This is a genomic window from Rhizobium sp. BK591 (genome assembly GCF_014195045.1).
In the GTDB taxonomy this organism is placed as follows: domain Bacteria; phylum Pseudomonadota; class Alphaproteobacteria; order Rhizobiales; family Rhizobiaceae; genus Rhizobium; species Rhizobium anhuiense.
This window is the reverse complement of record NZ_JACIAZ010000003.1, coordinates 620,161-634,193: the sequence shown is the minus strand read 5'-3', so window position 1 is coordinate 634,193 and position 14,033 is coordinate 620,161. Positions and strand designations below refer to the sequence as shown.

The window sequence follows — 14,033 nt, the reverse complement described above, 5'->3', positions numbered from 1 at the left end:
ACGATCTTCCGATCCGGCGGTCCTGCCGTTATCGCTTGTTACGCTGCGTCGGCCTTGACTGGTTCACCCTTGACGCGGACGTCCGAAATGCCGCTGCGGACGATACGCACGCGAACGCCTTCAGCGATCTCGACTTCAACTTCCTTGTCGTCGATGACCTTGGTGACCTTACCGACGAGACCGCCACCGGTGACGACCTGGTCGCCGCGACGGATCGCCTTCAGGGTCTCCTCACGCTTTTTTGCCTGTGCGCGCTGCGGACGGATCAGCAGGAAGTACCAGACGACCATCAGCGGCACGAACAGGATGATCATTTCGAAACCGGAGCCGCCGAATCCCGTTGCGGTATCGGTCGCGCTCTGGGCGAATGCCGGGGTGATGAACATGCTAAACTCCTCAGGCTTGGGCGGCGGAACTCCGCCTCTCTTTTCAGGTTGCCGGACTATAGTTACCGCTTCGATGAATGCAACAGAAACAGCCGGAAACAGTACCGATTCCGCTGCCTCATAACCTTTCCGCCGTCAAAACGCCATGGTACCCGGCATCCAAAGATCAAAGCAGATTGCCGCAGTGAGAAATCAGGAGGCCACCGATGACCGAGGAAATCAACACAGCCCTGCTTGCCGAACTGAGACGGCTCGCAGACGCCGTCGAGCGTCTTGCCGGACCGGCGCCTACCCTCAACGACTGGGATGCCGCCGACTGTTTCGTCTGGGCACCATCGCGCCAGCATCTGCAGCCGGTCAAGCGACCGAACCGGGTGGCATTGAAGCTCATCCGCGGCGTCGATCACGTGCGCGACATCCTGCATGAGAATACGGTGCGTTTCGCCGACGGTTATGCCGCCAACAATGTGCTGCTCTGGGGCGCGCGCGGCATGGGCAAATCCTCGCTGGTCAAGGCCGTGCACGAGGATGTCAGGCGCGAAAGCGGCGTCTCGCTGAAGCTGGTCGAAGTCCATCGCGAGGATATCGCCAGCCTTCCCAACCTGCTCGACCTGTTGAAGGACACACCGCACCGCGTGATCGTCTTCTGCGACGATCTCTCTTTCGATCACGACGACACCGCCTACAAGTCGCTGAAGGCAGCGCTCGACGGCGGCGTCGAAGGACGACCGGACAATGTGCTCTTCTACGCCACCTCCAACCGGCGCCATCTTCTGCCGCGGCACATGATGGAAAACGAGCAGTCGACGGCGATCAATCCGTCGGAGGCGGTCGAGGAGAAGGTTTCGCTTTCCGACCGCTTCGGCCTCTGGCTCGGCTTCCATAAATGCAGCCAGGAGGATTATCTCGGCATGATCGACGGCTATGCCGATCACTTCAAGCTCGGGCTCGACCGCAGCAAGATGCATGCGGAGGCGCTGGAATGGGCGACGACCCGCGGCGCGCGCTCCGGCCGTGTCGCCTGGCAGTATATCCAGGATCTGGCCGGGCGCATGCGCGTTCACATCGACAGAGCCTAAATCGCCTAGCATCAGGCGCAGTTCGGACGACATGCCAAAAAACAAAAGCCCGGCGGGTGGCCGGGCTTTTGCGCTTCCTGGTACGCTGTACCTATTCCAGGAAAGTCATCGGGTTGACCGGGGACGCGTCCTTGCGCACCTCGAAATGGACCTGCGGCTGCTTGACGTCGCCGCTCATTCCGGAGACCGCGACGGTCTGGCCGCGCTGGATCTTCTGGCCGCGAGTGACGCTCAGCGTATCGGCGTTGCCGTAGACGGTGACGGTGCCGTCGTCGTGACGGACGAGAACCGTGTTGCCGAGTTCCTTCAGGCCGTTGCCGGCATAGATGACGACGCCGTTTTCGGCAGCCTTGATCGGCGTGCCCTGCGGTACCGAAATATCGATGCCGTCATTGCGGTTGCCGTTGACGTTGGCGCCGTATGAAGCAATGACCTGGCCGCGCACCGGCCAGCGATATTTGCCGATGCCGGTCGATTCCGGCGCGTCGGAGCTGACGTCCGACTTCTTCTCGACATCGTCGACGGTCTGGGTGGCAGCCGGCGCCTTGTAGGGCGCGGGCTGAACGGAAGCCGTCTGCTGGGCGGCAGCCGGCTGGGTCGGCTTCGGATCGACCTTCTCGGCCGGGATCGAGGCGGTCTTGATGTTGTCGGCGGTGCCGTTCGGGATCTTCAGGGCTTGACCGACGCGCAGCGAGCTAGCCGAAAGACTATTGGCGACCTTGAGATCGTCGACATTGGTACCGGTCGCCTTGGCGATCTTTGCCAGCGAATCGCCTTGCTTGACGACATAGGTGCCGGCGGGCGCTTTCGGATCCTTGCCGGCGCCGACCGGAAGCTTGCCGGTGACATCGGCGTTCGCCATGGTCTTGTCGCGGGCGGAATTGGCGCCTGGAACGACAGCGACATTCTGCTCCGGCGCCTTGACCGGCTCCGGCAGCTTGCCGGGCTTGGAGAGATCGGCCGTCTGCGATGCCGCCTTGGCGGCATTGCCGCCGTTGAAGGTCGGGATCAGGATCGCCTGGCCGGGTTGGGCGGCAGATGCGGTCTTCAGATTGTTGACGCGAAGGATTTCCTTTTCCGGAACACCGAAGCGCCTGGAGAGCGTGGCAATGTTTTCACCCGGACGCAGCGTCACCGAAGGGGCATTGGTTGCGGACCAGCCGGAAACCCTCGGCGTCGTGCCTGTCGTCAAAGAATCGGGCGTCACCTTGGGTGCCGCCGGCGCCACCAACCGCGGCTTTTCAGCCTGCGGCGTAGCCGGGAAAGGCTGGGCGAGCGCAACTTCCTTTTCCCGCTGGCGGGATGGCGCCACAGCCGACGGTGCGGCAAGTTCTGTCCGCTGTACCGAGACCGGCGCGGAAGCCAGACGCGCGCTCGAGCTCGACGCGCGGATCGGATCGTAACTTGGGCGGGCGGGATAAGGCTGATTCAGCGCGTCATTGCCGCCGCCATAGCCCTGCTGGCTCGCAACGGCCGAACCGCCGAGATCGGCACGCGGCACCGGATCACCCTGAGAACCGTTCATATTCCTGCGCGGAATGGAACTTGTGGTGATCTGATCCTGCCCTGAGGAGGAAAACAAGCCGCCAAACCGTGTCACATCGGAACTGCAGCCCGTTGCGGCACTTGCCAGCAGGCCAACAACCAGAAGATTACCGGCCGACTTCCCGAACTTTGGCGAAAGACTGAAACGCATGACTCGACCCACTGAGAACGCAACCATTTGTGAGTCTATTAAAACGCGTTAGTATTACCACGCGGTTAAGATGCTGGAATCAGTGCGATATTTTTGAGAAGTTGATAACCATAGGCTTAGGGGTAAAAAATCGCAGTGCGCAGAGCATGATGCCCAAAACTTCGAGCGCTTTTCTGATTGTGATGCATATTCAGATTTCAGGCCGATCCGGCCGAAAAACATTTATGCCTGCGGCAGCCAGGCCCTACAGCAGCGAGGCAAGCCGCGGAACGATCGGCAGATAGGGAGCTTCGAACAGTTCCTCGCGTTCGAAACGGCTGCCGGTTTTCGTCAGCCGCACCATGCGGCACTCGTTTTCTGAAATCATCAGTGGCGCGATCATCGAACCGCCGGAAACGAGCTGGTCGGTATAAAAGCGCGGCATGGCATTGAAGGCGGCCGTCACCAGGATGCGGTCGAAAGTTCCCTCTCCCTGCATGCCGGCGCTTCCGTCGGCATGGCGAACGATGACGCTGCGCAGACCAAGCGATTCCATGCGTCGCTGCGCTGCCGTGGTCAGCGTCTTGTAGCGGTCGATGGACAGAACACGCTCGGCCATGCGGCCCATGACGGCGGCGGTAAAGCCGCTGCCGGTGCCGATCTCCAGAACGCGCTGTCCTGGTTTGAGCTTCAGGTGATGCAGGATGCGGACGGCAAAATCGATGCCTTCGAGGAAGGAGCCGCATTCGATCGGTATCGTCCGGCTCGAATAGGCGTCGTCGGCGAATTGCGGCGGCACGAACAGTGACCGCTGCGTCTGCTCGACCGCCGTCAGCAGATCGAGGTCGGAGATGCCTTCGGCACGCAATCTGAGGACGAGCGCCGCAAAGCCCTCCTTCTCCGCCAGTTTAGCCGTCAAACTTGTGCTCCGTATCCCAAGGCCCGCGCCACGCGGTCCGTCACGGAATAATCGGTCAGATCAAGTTTCAAAGGCGTTACCGAGATCTTATTATGCTTCAAGGCGTGAATATCGGTGCCTTCGATGAAGGCGCCGGCGCGTTCGCCGAACTTCAGCCAGTAGTAGGGAAAGCCCCGGCCATCGGAGCGCGCGTCGACCTGCAGGTTGAAGGCGAGCTTGCCCTGCATGGTCACCTCCGCGCCATCGACCTCGTCGGGACGGCAGTTCGGGAAATTGAGATTGAGGAACGTGCCCTCCGGCAGGTCCAGCACCATCAGCTTTTCCAGGAGCGCTGGGGCATGCGTTTCGCAGACCTCCCACGGCACGATGCGCGCGCCGTCCTCATAGAGATAGGCCTGGCTCAGCGCGAAGGAGCGCACGCCCTGCATCGTGCCCTCGATGGCGCCGGCGATCGTGCCGGAATAGGTGACGTCGTCGGCAACGTTCGAACCTGAATTGACGCCTGACAGCACGAGATCCGGCTTGATGTCCATCACCTGCCGGATGCCCATGATGACGCAATCGGTCGGCGTGCCGCGCAGCGCGAAATGCTTGTCGGAAATCTTGCGCAGCCGCAACGGTTCAGACAGGCTCAGCGAATGGGCCAGGCCGCTCTGGTCGGTTTCGGGCGCAACGATCCAGACATCGTCGGACAGCGTGCGCGCGATCCGCTCCAGGGCGGCGAGCCCTTCGGCGTGAATGCCGTCGTCATTCGTAAGCAGGATGCGCATCGCCTCAGGCCGCCCGTTCGATCTTGGTCAATCCGCCCATATAGGGGAGCAAAACGTCCGGAATCGTGACGGAGCCGTCCTCGTTCAGATAATTTTCAAGGACAGCGATCAGGCAGCGACCGACGGCGGTGCCGGAACCGTTCAGCGTGTGGACGAACCTGTTGTTCTTGTCATCCTTGCCGCGGTAGCGCGCATTCATCCGCCGGCCCTGAAAATCACCGCAGACCGAGCAGGAGGAAATTTCGCGGAAGGCATTCTGTCCCGGCAGCCAGACTTCGAGGTCGTAAGTCTTGCGCGAACCGAAGCCCATGTCGCCGGTGCAAAGCGTCATGGTGCGGAAATGCAGGCCGAGGCGTTTCAGCACCTCCTCGGCGCAGGCGGTCATCCGTTCGTGCTCGGCAACGGCGCTCTCGGCGTCGGTGATCGAGACGAGTTCGCATTTCCAGAACTGGTGCTGGCGCAGCATGCCACGCGTATCGCGGCCGGCGGATCCCGCTTCCGAGCGGAAAGACGGCGTCAATGCGGTGAAGCGGAGCGGCAGCTTGTCCTGATCGAGGATTTCTTCGCGCACCAGATTGGTGAGCGTCACTTCGGCCGTCGGGATCAGCCAGCGGCCGTCCGTCGTCCTGAAGAGATCCTCGGCGAATTTCGGCAGTTGGGCAGTGCCATAGACGGCCTCGTCGCGCACCATCAGGGGCGAGCTGACTTCGGTATAGCCGTGCTCGCTGGTGTGGAGATCGATCATGAACTGGCCGAGCGCGCGCTCGAGCTTGGCGAGCGGCCCGGTCAGAACCGTGAAGCGCGAGCCGGAGAGCTTGGCGGCGCGCTCGAAATCCATATAGCCGAGCGCCTCGCCGATTTCGAAGTGCTCCTTCGGCGCATGGTTCCAACGCGGCTTTTCGCCGACGGTGCGGGTGACGACATTGTCATGCTCGTCCTTGCCGACCGGGACGTCGTCGAAGGGAATGTTCGGGATGCGCGAGAGCGCGTCGTTGAGTTCGGCCGTCAGCTGCCGGTCTTCTTCCTCGACCGCCGGCAGCAGGGTCTTCAGTTCGGCGACCTCGGCCTTCAACTTCTCGGCAAGCTCGCCGTTCTTCTGGGCCATCGCCGCGCCGATCTCCTTGGAGGCGATGTTGCGGCGGGACAGCAAATCCTGCGCCTTCTGCACGGCGGAGCGGCGCTTTTCATCGAGGGCGACGAGACTTTGGGCCAGAGGCTCCGCACCGCGCTTGGCAAGGGCGGCATCGAGCGCTTCGGGATTCTCACGGATCCATTTGATATCGAGCATCGTCGTTCCAGGTCGTTGCAACAGAAATGACCCGGCCAAAGCCTGACGGGCCTCGACCGGATGTTAAGCAGCGTTCACAAAGGGGATTGGGATCGCCGCTCAGACGCTGTCCGTCTTGGCAACGTCCGCGGATCCGGTGTCCTTTTCGACCGCCTGCCGGGCACGCTGGCGCTCCACGAGTCGCGCCGCATAGATGGAAATCTCGTAGAGAAGGATCGTCGGTATCGCAAGGCCGATCTGAGACATCGGGTCCGGCGGCGTCAGCACGGCAGCAACGACGAAGGCGAGGACGATGGCGAACTTGCGCTTTTCGGCAAGCCATTGCGACGTCAGCAGGCCAACACGGGCAAGCAGCGTGGTGACGACGGGAAGCTGGAAGACGAGGCCGAAGGAGAAGACCAGCGTCATGATGAGGCTCAGATATTCCGAGACCTTCGGCATCAGCGAAATCGCCACCTCGTCATGACCCGGCGCCTGCTGCATCGACAGGAAGAACCACATGACCATCGGCGTGAAGAAGAAATAGACGAGTGCCGCGCCCATCAGGAACAGGACCGGCGAGGCGATCAGGAACGGCAGGAAGGCCTGACGCTCGTTCTTGTAGAGGCCCGGCGCCACGAACTTGTAGACCTGGGCGGCAATGATCGGGAAAGCGACCACGAGACCGCCGAACATCGCCACCTTGACCTGGGTGAAGAAGAATTCCTGCGGCGCGGTGTAGATCAGCTGGGCCTTCTCGACGTCGAGATGCGCCCATTCCACGGCCGTCTTGTAAGGAATGACCAGATAGTTGAAGAGGTGCTTGGCAAAAAAGAAGCATATGATGAAGGCGACGAAAAACGCGCCGATCGACCACATCAGCCGCGTGCGCAGCTCCATCAGGTGCTCGATCAACGGCTGCGGCTTGTCTTCGATATCACCGCTCATGCCTCGTCCTTCTTCGTCTGCGCCGGCTTCTTCGGCGTTGCAGTCTTTTTGACTGCCGTCGTGCGCTTCGGTTTTTCCACGGGCACGGCAACGGCCGCCGCAGCATCGACCTTGTCGGTAGCCTTGAGGCGCGGCTTGCGCACGGGTTTCGGCTTGGCGGCAACCGTATCGGCCTGGACGATCGCTGCTGCGACGGGTTCAGGCTGCGCAGGCGCCGGCACCAGCGGCGGCGTTTCCGGCAGGCTCATCGACGGCGTCGGAGCCGAGACAGCAGCAGCCGGCACCTCGGTCTTGTTTTCCGTGACCACGGTCGACTTCTGCAGGTCGGCCTTGATCTCGTTGCCCATCTGGCGAAGCGGGTTCATCGCCTCGCGCAGGCTGTTGACCGGGTTGAGCTTCTGGGCGTCGCTGATCGTCTGGCGGACATCGTCAAGCTCGGCTTCGCGCAACGCTTCGTCGAACTGCGCACGAAATTCACCCGCGACCTTACGGGCGCGCTGCGTCATCTTGCCGAAAGCGCGCAGCATCGGCGGCAAATCCTTCGGACCGACCACCACGATCAGTACGACCGCAATGACCAAAAGCTCGGTCCAGCCAATATCGAACATGCAAGGCTCCTGGACGGGAAGCGCGGGGGCTGCGCTTTTTCCCGGACTTGGTTACTTCGTTTCGTCGGCCTTGTGATCGACGGTCTTTGCCGTATCCGGCGCGTCCTCGTCCGTCATGCCCTTCTTGAAGCTCTTGATGCCCTTGGCAACGTCGCCCATCAGTTCCGGAATCTTGCCGCGACCGAACAACAACAGCACGATGACCAGAACGATCAGCCAGTGCCACATGCTAAAAGAACCCATTACGCTAACTCCCTGTTTCTATGTTCCCACGATGTAAGGATTTCCGACACCGTTTCCAACATCAAGCCCTTTGAACTGCGCTTAATGTCACGGTATCGCCCTTTGTGACAAGCCATTGACCCGCCGAAAAGTGCTGGTTCTATTGTTTTCGCCATGCATGGCAAAAGCAAGACGCAAACCCCTCAATCTTCAGAGGTGCCGCGCGGCGCCAACAACCCCAATTCCTCGAGGTCCATCTGGGTGATCGGGTCTTCGTCCTCGGTCAGTTCGTCGTTCATCAACGGCGAGGGAATATTGAAATTCGCCGGAATGCGGCCCGACAGCAAGCCCGCTCCCTTCAACTCTTCGAGACCCGGCAAGTCACGCAGCTCTTCGAGACCGAAATGGTCGAGGAAATCGCGTGTCGTGCCCAATGTCACCGGCCGGCCCGGCGTGCGCCGGCGGCCGCGGAACCGCACCCAGCCGGCCTCCATCAACACGTCGAGCGTGCCGCGCGAGGTCTGGACGCCACGGATATCCTCGATCTCGGCGCGCGTCACCGGCTGGTGATAGGCAATGATCGCCAGCACTTCCAATGCTGCGCGCGAAAGCTTCTTCACCTCATTGTCATCACGGCGGATGATGAATGACAGGTCGGCGGCAGTGCGGAAGGCCCAGGCGCCCTCGACCTGGACCAGATTGACGCCCCGCGGCGCATACTGCTCCTTCAGGCGCAGCATGATGGCGCGCACGTCGGTCTTCTCAGGCAGGCGCTCGGCGAGGAAGCCTTCGGAGACCGGCTGCGACGAGGCGAAGACCAGCGCCTCGGCGATGCGCTCGGCCTCGATCTCGGCCTGCAGTTCGCGGCTCCTGTCGTCGAAATCGCCTTCGAAATCCTCTTCGCTCTTCGGATCGATCAAGCCGGCTGCTCCTGCTCCACCACCTGCAGCGTGGCATGTTTCGGACCGCGGCGCATGTATATCGGCTGAAAGGCGCCATCCTGACGGATTTCGAGCTTGCCCTCACGCACCAGCTCCAGCGAGGCGGCAAAGGCGCTGGCGATTGCCGTGACGCGTTCCTCGGGTGCTGCGAGATAACGCAGCAGGTAATGCTCCATCGCCGTCCAGTCACCGATCTCGCCGATCATCTGGGTCAACAGCTCGCGGGCATCGGTCAGCGACCAGACACTGCGCCGCTCGATCGTCACCTGGGTGACGGCATTGCGCTGCCGCAGCGCCGCATAGGCGGTCAGGAGATCGTAGAGGCTTGCCGCATAAGCGGATTGCTGACGGTCGGGAATATGCTCGGGGGCGCCACGCACGAAGATATCGCGGCCGAGACGGTTGCGATTGACGAGGCCCTCCGCCGCCCGGCGCATGGCTTCCAGGCGTTTCAGGCGGAAGGCGAGCGTTGCCGCCAGTTCCTCGCCCGAAGGACCGTCATCCTTGACCTGCTGGGGAATGAGCAACCGTGACTTGAGATAGGCAAGCCAGGCGGCCATGACGAGATAATCGGCGGCCAACTCGATGCGGATCCGCCGGGCGCTTTCGATGAAGAGCAGATATTGCTCGGCAAGCGCCAGCACCGAGATGCGCGACAGGTCGACCTTCTGGTTGCGGGCGAGATAGAGCAAGAGGTCGAGCGGGCCTTCGAAGCCGGCGACGTCAATCACCAGCGCTGGCTCGTGGCTGGCGCGCTCGGCACCGTTATCCTGCCACAGCTTGTCCATCGGCGTTGCCGCCTGCGGACGTTCCGTGCCCTTGACCGTGCTCACCTAGCTGCTCCCTTACGATCAGACCGTCGCAAACATCGCCTCGAATTCCACCCTCAATTCCGCTTCGTCGGACCTATCCGGCGCCGCGAAGCCTGCTTCCACCGCTTTTGCGCGGGCAAGCGAGATGCCGGCGAGCGGCGGAACATTTGCCACGACATCCCGCATCTCGTCCATATCGCCATTGCAATGCAGCACGATATCGCATCCGCCTGCAATGATATTCGCCGCGCGCTCACCGATCGTACCGGAAAGAGCGTTCATCGAGCTGTCGTCGGAGAGCAGCAGACCGGTAAAGCCGATATGCTGACGGATGATGCCGTCGATCACCTTGCGCGAGGTCGTCGCCGGATTGTCCGGGTCGATGGCAGTGAAGACGAGGTGACAGGTCATCGCCATCAACTCGTCCTTCATCGCGATAAAGGGCGGGAAATCGTGGGTCTCCAGCTCATCACGCGAGACGGTGACGACAGGCAGTTCCAGATGTGAATCCGCGAAACCGCGGCCGTGGCCGGGCATATGCTTCATCACAGGCAACAGGCCGCCGGCCTTCAGGCCTTCGGCAGCCGCCCGGCCCATGGCGATGACGGTGTCGGGATCGCCGCCATAGGCGCGGTCGCCGATGACGTTGCTGCTGCCCTCCACCGGCACGTCGAGCACCGGCAGGCAATCGACATCGATGCCGAGGCTCGAAAGGTCGAAGGCATGCAGCCGCGACATCAGCCATGCGGCCCGCAGGCCAAGCGCCGGGTCGCGGCGATAAAGATCGCCGAGCGCCTGGCCGGAAGGATAACGCGCCAGAATGGGCGGGCGGATGCGCTGGACGCGGCCGCCTTCCTGGTCGATCAGCACCGGCGCATGCCAGCCGACGCTTTCGCGCAGATCGGCGACGAGATCGGTGATCTGCCGGGCTTCGGAGATGTTGCGCCCGAAGAGGATGAAGCCCCAGGGCCGTTCGCCCCGGTAAAAGGCCTTTTCTTCGGATGTGAGGGCAAGGCCGCTGCAGCCAAGGATCATCGCTTTTGATTCGGTCATGTGAGAATCATAGACGGCGCCCTGCCAAATGCGAGCAAGGTCCAGCGCGATGCACAAAAAAGAGCGGCGGACCAATCCGGTCCGCCGCTTCCGATATCAATGAGCCTGATTCTTACTTGGAGATCAGGCAGCTTCCGCCCGCGGCGCGATACTGTTCGCAGAGCGCAGCCGCCTCGTCCTTGGAACCGGCCGGAATGCGAACACGGTAGAACGTGCCCTTGCCGGCGATATCGGCCCTGCGGATCTCATGGCTACGGCCGCCAAGCACGCCGGCGAATTTCTTCGACAGGTTGGCATAGGATTTGTTCGCCTCGTCTTCCGACGGCAGCGAGGCGATCTGGATGCCGTAGCCGCCGGCGGACGCAGCCTGCTGCGGCTTTGCGGCAACCGGTGCTGCGGCCGCGACCTCAGCCGTCGTCTGCTGTGCAGGCGGCCGGACATTGCCCTTCTCGGTCACGGTGCCGACGACGTTGACGGGCTGGTCGACCGGACGGGCGGTCGGGATCGGAGCGGTATCGGCAATCGCCGAGGTCTTGACCGGGCGCACCGGCGGCTCGACCGGGGCGGGATTTGCGGCCTGCGCGTCGGCGCTGCCTGCAAGCGGCGGCTCAGCCGGCGCGGTTTCAGCAGGTGCTGCAGAACGAGCATCGGCGGAAGCAACCTCGGCGCTTGCCGGGAAACTTGCGGCCGTTCCGGCGACCGGAGGCGCGGTCGGGGTCGATGGCGTCGTCTGGGCCGTCAACGGCGGCAGAGCCGACGGCGTCGGCTGGGCAGATTGCGCCGCCTGTGTCGGCTGGTCGGCGGGCGCCGGCTCCTCGCGGGCGACCAAGGTGCCGTCAGGCTTGACGATCATCGTGCGGACCTTGCGCGGCGAAACGGACGGCGCCTTGTCGGCATCGGTTGCAGAAGCGTTGTCGGCATTGTCCTGGTTCGGCAGCAGACGCGGATCCTGCGTCTCACCGACCGCGGTCGGCGTGACCTGATCACCGGCATTGGCGTTCTCGTCGTCCTCAGGCAGCGCTTCCGGTGTCAGCGTACGCTGGACGACATCGACGGGCGCTTCGTCGGAAGAAACGAGCGCCTTCTGCTTCGGCTCCTCGGCAGAACCCGCGACGCGGTCGTAGACAGCCTTGTCCTGGTTCGGCACCGTCTTGCCGCCCGGATTTTCCGGAACGACCTTGACCGGCTCCTTGTCGGCGGTGATCACGCGCGGCTCGCCGGTTGCAACAATGCCGAGCCCCTCGCCGTTCCAGACGGAGGAATAGACGCCATAACCGACGCCGGCAAAAACGACGAGAACGACAGCCCCGGCCAGCAGCCGGCGCATCGACCGGGCGCGGCTGAAATCAGCGGCCTGGCTTGCCGATTCGATACGGACTTCGGAGGTTTCACGGCGCTCGACCGGTTCGCGCACGCTGCGGCGGAAATCCTCCTCCAGCGCCCGTTCGAAATCATCGAGGCCATCGGCGATGGTGGGCTTGACCGGCTTTGCCGCGGCAGCAGCCGTATCCCGGACCGGCGCCGGGGTTTCCCGCGGTTTGGCCGGCTCAAAGAAGCTGGCGATCTCTGCGTCGAGATCGAAATCGAAATCCGCAGTTTTCGCGACCGGCGCAGGCTGCTCGACCGGCGGCAGCGCCGGCACATGCATATCGTCGACGGTCTCGGGACGATCCTCCGGATCGGAGATCATCGCCGGATCGAATGGCAAGTCTTCGGTGGATTCGGCGACAGGCGCCGCCCAGTTGAAAGCCGGCGCCGGAGCTGGCGCCTGCGGCTCAGGAACGGCGGCCGGAGCGGGCCGCACCGAGGCGGCGGCAGCCTGCTGGGGAGCAGGAGCTGGCGGCTCAGGCGCAAAAACGGGAGCCGGCCGCGGAGAGACGGCGGCGACCTGCTGCGGCGCAGGGGTTATCGGCTGGGGCGCAGGCTCGATCTGCTCGGAGAAATCGAGATCGGCGAGTTCCAGTTCGATGCCGGCAAGATCCAGCTCGAAATCATGGCCGGCGAAGGGATCGTCGGCTTCCTGTACGGGCCGCGGCGTCTGCGAATATGCCGTTGCAGCAGGCTGCGGCGCAACGACTTCGGCAAGTTGCGGCGCGACAGGCCGTGCGGCTTCGGCAGCATAGACCGTAGCCGGCTCGATCGGCGCAGGCTGAACGAATGCTGCGGCGACCGGCGCGGGCGCGATCACCTCGGGCTGAACAGGTGCTGCGGCCACCGGGACGGCAGGAACGGGTGCCGCCTCGATCAATGCGGGCTGCGGCGAAACGGGCGCCGGATTGGCGCGTTGCGGCACCGGATAACGCGAGACGTCGGCCAGCAGATCGTCGAGATCGAACGTGCCGGCAGTGTGTGGAACTTCCGGCACGACCTCGGTCAGCGCCGCATCGGCCTGGACCTCGCCTTCGACAGCCGCGGCAATGAGATCGAAACCAGCGTCGGAGCCGAAATCCTCCAGCTCGTCTTCGATTTCGACGAATTCCTCGGCCTCGGCAGCCTCTTCCGACGCGACGACCTCATCATGGCGATCGAGTTCGGCGGGGAAGCCAAGCGACGGCGAAGCGGATTCGAATTCCTCGGAGGGCTCGACAGCGGCGACAGGCGCCGGCGGTTCGATTACAGATTGCGGCTCGACCACAGGAAGATCGACGGACGGCGCTTCAGCGACCGGTGCTGCGACCGTTTCGGCCACAGGCGCCGGCGCAACAACCGGCTCCTCGCGCTTCGCGGCATGGAAATTGGCGAGCGGCAGCCTGATGCTGGCAGCCGACCATTGCGGCGCCTTGGCGGGTTGCGGCAGCGAAGAGACCGGTGCTGCACCGATCGACAGCTCAAGCTCCTCGATGAGGTCGCGCGCACCGCCGAAGACCGACTGCACCGACGCTTCGGGAGCGGGCTCGGGGGAAAGCTGCTCCGCCCAGTCGGCGGCGGGCGTGTCCTGATTCTCCACGGCCAAAGTCACGTCTTCGTCAGCGTCATCGGGAGCGACGGACACCGGCTCAGCAGCCTCCGCACGTTCGTCAGCGGGAGAAACATCGAGAACGGGCTCGACGTAATCTTCAGGCAGGTCGTCAGAGATCGGCTCGGCGGGCCGGTCGAGCTCTGCGAGCGGACGTGGCGAATCGTAACGGTCGAACTCGCGCCCAAGCTCTTCCTCGAGATCGAGGGCCGGCTCGCGCCGAGCCGCCTCGGTCATCGTATTCGCTGCAACACGCGGCTCGAAGCCGACGATACGGGCAAGTTCGGCCAACGGATCGTCGTCGGCAAACAGATCGTCTTTTCCGCGCGTATCATACGCAAGTTGTTTATCAGCCATGCCTATCCCACTCGCAAACGCCAACGCTCAAATGCCAGCG

General features: G+C 63.1%; 13 protein-coding genes. 1 reads left to right on the top strand and 12 read right to left on the bottom strand.

Annotated elements, in window-relative coordinates; all coding sequences use genetic code 11:
• Positions 1-38 precede the first annotated feature (38 nt).
• Complete coding sequence (gene yajC / locus FHX10_RS16245; RefSeq protein ID WP_047614795.1) at positions 39-386, bottom strand: preprotein translocase subunit YajC; 348 nt, start codon at positions 384-386, stop codon at positions 39-41.
• A 206-nt stretch (positions 387-592) separates the two neighbouring features.
• On the opposite strand from yajC, the gene FHX10_RS16240 reads away from it, so the two are divergent.
• Positions 593-1,465, top strand: a complete 873-nt coding sequence (locus FHX10_RS16240; protein ID WP_047614793.1) for an ATP-binding protein — start codon at positions 593-595, stop codon at positions 1,463-1,465.
• Between the two features lie 91 nt (positions 1,466-1,556).
• Here FHX10_RS16240 and FHX10_RS16235 read toward each other — a convergent pair whose 3' ends face one another.
• The 11 genes from FHX10_RS16235 to FHX10_RS16185 form a co-directional block, all read right to left on the bottom strand.
• The gene (locus FHX10_RS16235) at positions 1,557-3,161 is read right to left on the bottom strand and encodes a peptidoglycan DD-metalloendopeptidase family protein (RefSeq protein WP_063475460.1); all 1,605 of its coding nucleotides are present in this window, start codon (positions 3,159-3,161) and stop codon (positions 1,557-1,559) included.
• A gap of 244 nt (positions 3,162-3,405) precedes the next feature.
• Entirely contained in the window at positions 3,406-4,059 is a 654-nt protein-coding gene (locus tag FHX10_RS16230; RefSeq protein WP_047614790.1) for a protein-L-isoaspartate(D-aspartate) O-methyltransferase, read from the bottom strand.
• Positions 4,056-4,829, bottom strand: coding sequence for a 5'/3'-nucleotidase SurE (gene surE / locus FHX10_RS16225; protein WP_017964058.1), 774 nt, complete (start codon positions 4,827-4,829; stop codon positions 4,056-4,058). Before surE ends, FHX10_RS16230 begins: the two co-directional genes overlap by 4 nt.
• A gap of 4 nt (positions 4,830-4,833) precedes the next feature.
• Positions 4,834-6,117, bottom strand: coding sequence for a serine--tRNA ligase (gene serS / locus FHX10_RS16220; protein ID WP_097543843.1), 1,284 nt, complete (start codon positions 6,115-6,117; stop codon positions 4,834-4,836).
• Between the two features lie 99 nt (positions 6,118-6,216).
• Entirely contained in the window at positions 6,217-7,044 is an 828-nt protein-coding gene (gene tatC / locus FHX10_RS16215) for a twin-arginine translocase subunit TatC (protein WP_097543842.1), read from the bottom strand.
• A complete protein-coding gene (gene tatB / locus FHX10_RS16210; protein WP_097543841.1) occupies positions 7,041-7,652 on the bottom strand; it encodes a Sec-independent protein translocase protein TatB in 612 nt (203 codons plus the stop codon). Before tatB ends, tatC begins: the two co-directional genes overlap by 4 nt.
• A gap of 51 nt (positions 7,653-7,703) precedes the next feature.
• The gene (locus tag FHX10_RS16205; protein ID WP_003538990.1) at positions 7,704-7,895 is read right to left on the bottom strand and encodes a twin-arginine translocase TatA/TatE family subunit; all 192 of its coding nucleotides are present in this window, start codon (positions 7,893-7,895) and stop codon (positions 7,704-7,706) included.
• Positions 7,896-8,077: 182 nt separating this feature from the next.
• Complete coding sequence (gene scpB, locus FHX10_RS16200; protein ID WP_063475457.1) at positions 8,078-8,794, bottom strand: SMC-Scp complex subunit ScpB; 717 nt, start codon at positions 8,792-8,794, stop codon at positions 8,078-8,080.
• On the bottom strand, positions 8,791-9,648 hold the full coding sequence (locus tag FHX10_RS16195; protein WP_047614779.1) for a segregation and condensation protein A: 858 nt from the start codon (positions 9,646-9,648) through the stop codon (positions 8,791-8,793). The genes scpB and FHX10_RS16195 overlap by 4 nt, the downstream gene beginning before the upstream one ends.
• 18 nt (positions 9,649-9,666) lie before the next feature.
• Positions 9,667-10,680 carry a beta-N-acetylhexosaminidase gene (gene nagZ / locus FHX10_RS16190; protein WP_047615369.1) on the bottom strand — a complete coding sequence of 338 codons (1,014 nt, stop codon included), beginning with the start codon at positions 10,678-10,680 and terminating at the stop codon, positions 9,667-9,669.
• 112 nt (positions 10,681-10,792) lie between these two features.
• Entirely contained in the window at positions 10,793-13,993 is a 3,201-nt protein-coding gene (locus tag FHX10_RS16185) for an SPOR domain-containing protein (protein ID WP_184389698.1), read from the bottom strand.
• Positions 13,994-14,033 lie beyond the last annotated feature (40 nt).

Bases quoted from the DNA above. Each gene is read 5' to 3' on its own strand.
- yajC (WP_047614795.1), bottom strand. From the start codon at position 386: ATGTTCATCACCCCGGCATTCGCCCAGAGCGCGACCGATACCGCAACG.
- FHX10_RS16240 (WP_047614793.1), top strand. From the start codon at position 593: ATGACCGAGGAAATCAACACAGCCCTGCTTGCCGAACTGAGACGGCTC.
- FHX10_RS16235 (WP_063475460.1), bottom strand. From the start codon at position 3,161: ATGCGTTTCAGTCTTTCGCCAAAGTTCGGGAAGTCGGCCGGTAATCTT.
- surE (WP_017964058.1), bottom strand. From the start codon at position 4,829: ATGCGCATCCTGCTTACGAATGACGACGGCATTCACGCCGAAGGGCTC.
- serS (WP_097543843.1), bottom strand. From the start codon at position 6,117: ATGCTCGATATCAAATGGATCCGTGAGAATCCCGAAGCGCTCGATGCC.
- tatC (WP_097543842.1), bottom strand. From the start codon at position 7,044: ATGAGCGGTGATATCGAAGACAAGCCGCAGCCGTTGATCGAGCACCTG.
- tatB (WP_097543841.1), bottom strand. From the start codon at position 7,652: ATGTTCGATATTGGCTGGACCGAGCTTTTGGTCATTGCGGTCGTACTG.
- FHX10_RS16205 (WP_003538990.1), bottom strand. From the start codon at position 7,895: ATGGGTTCTTTTAGCATGTGGCACTGGCTGATCGTTCTGGTCATCGTG.
- nagZ (WP_047615369.1), bottom strand. From the start codon at position 10,680: ATGACCGAATCAAAAGCGATGATCCTTGGCTGCAGCGGCCTTGCCCTC.
- FHX10_RS16185 (WP_184389698.1), bottom strand. From the start codon at position 13,993: ATGGCTGATAAACAACTTGCGTATGATACGCGCGGAAAAGACGATCTG.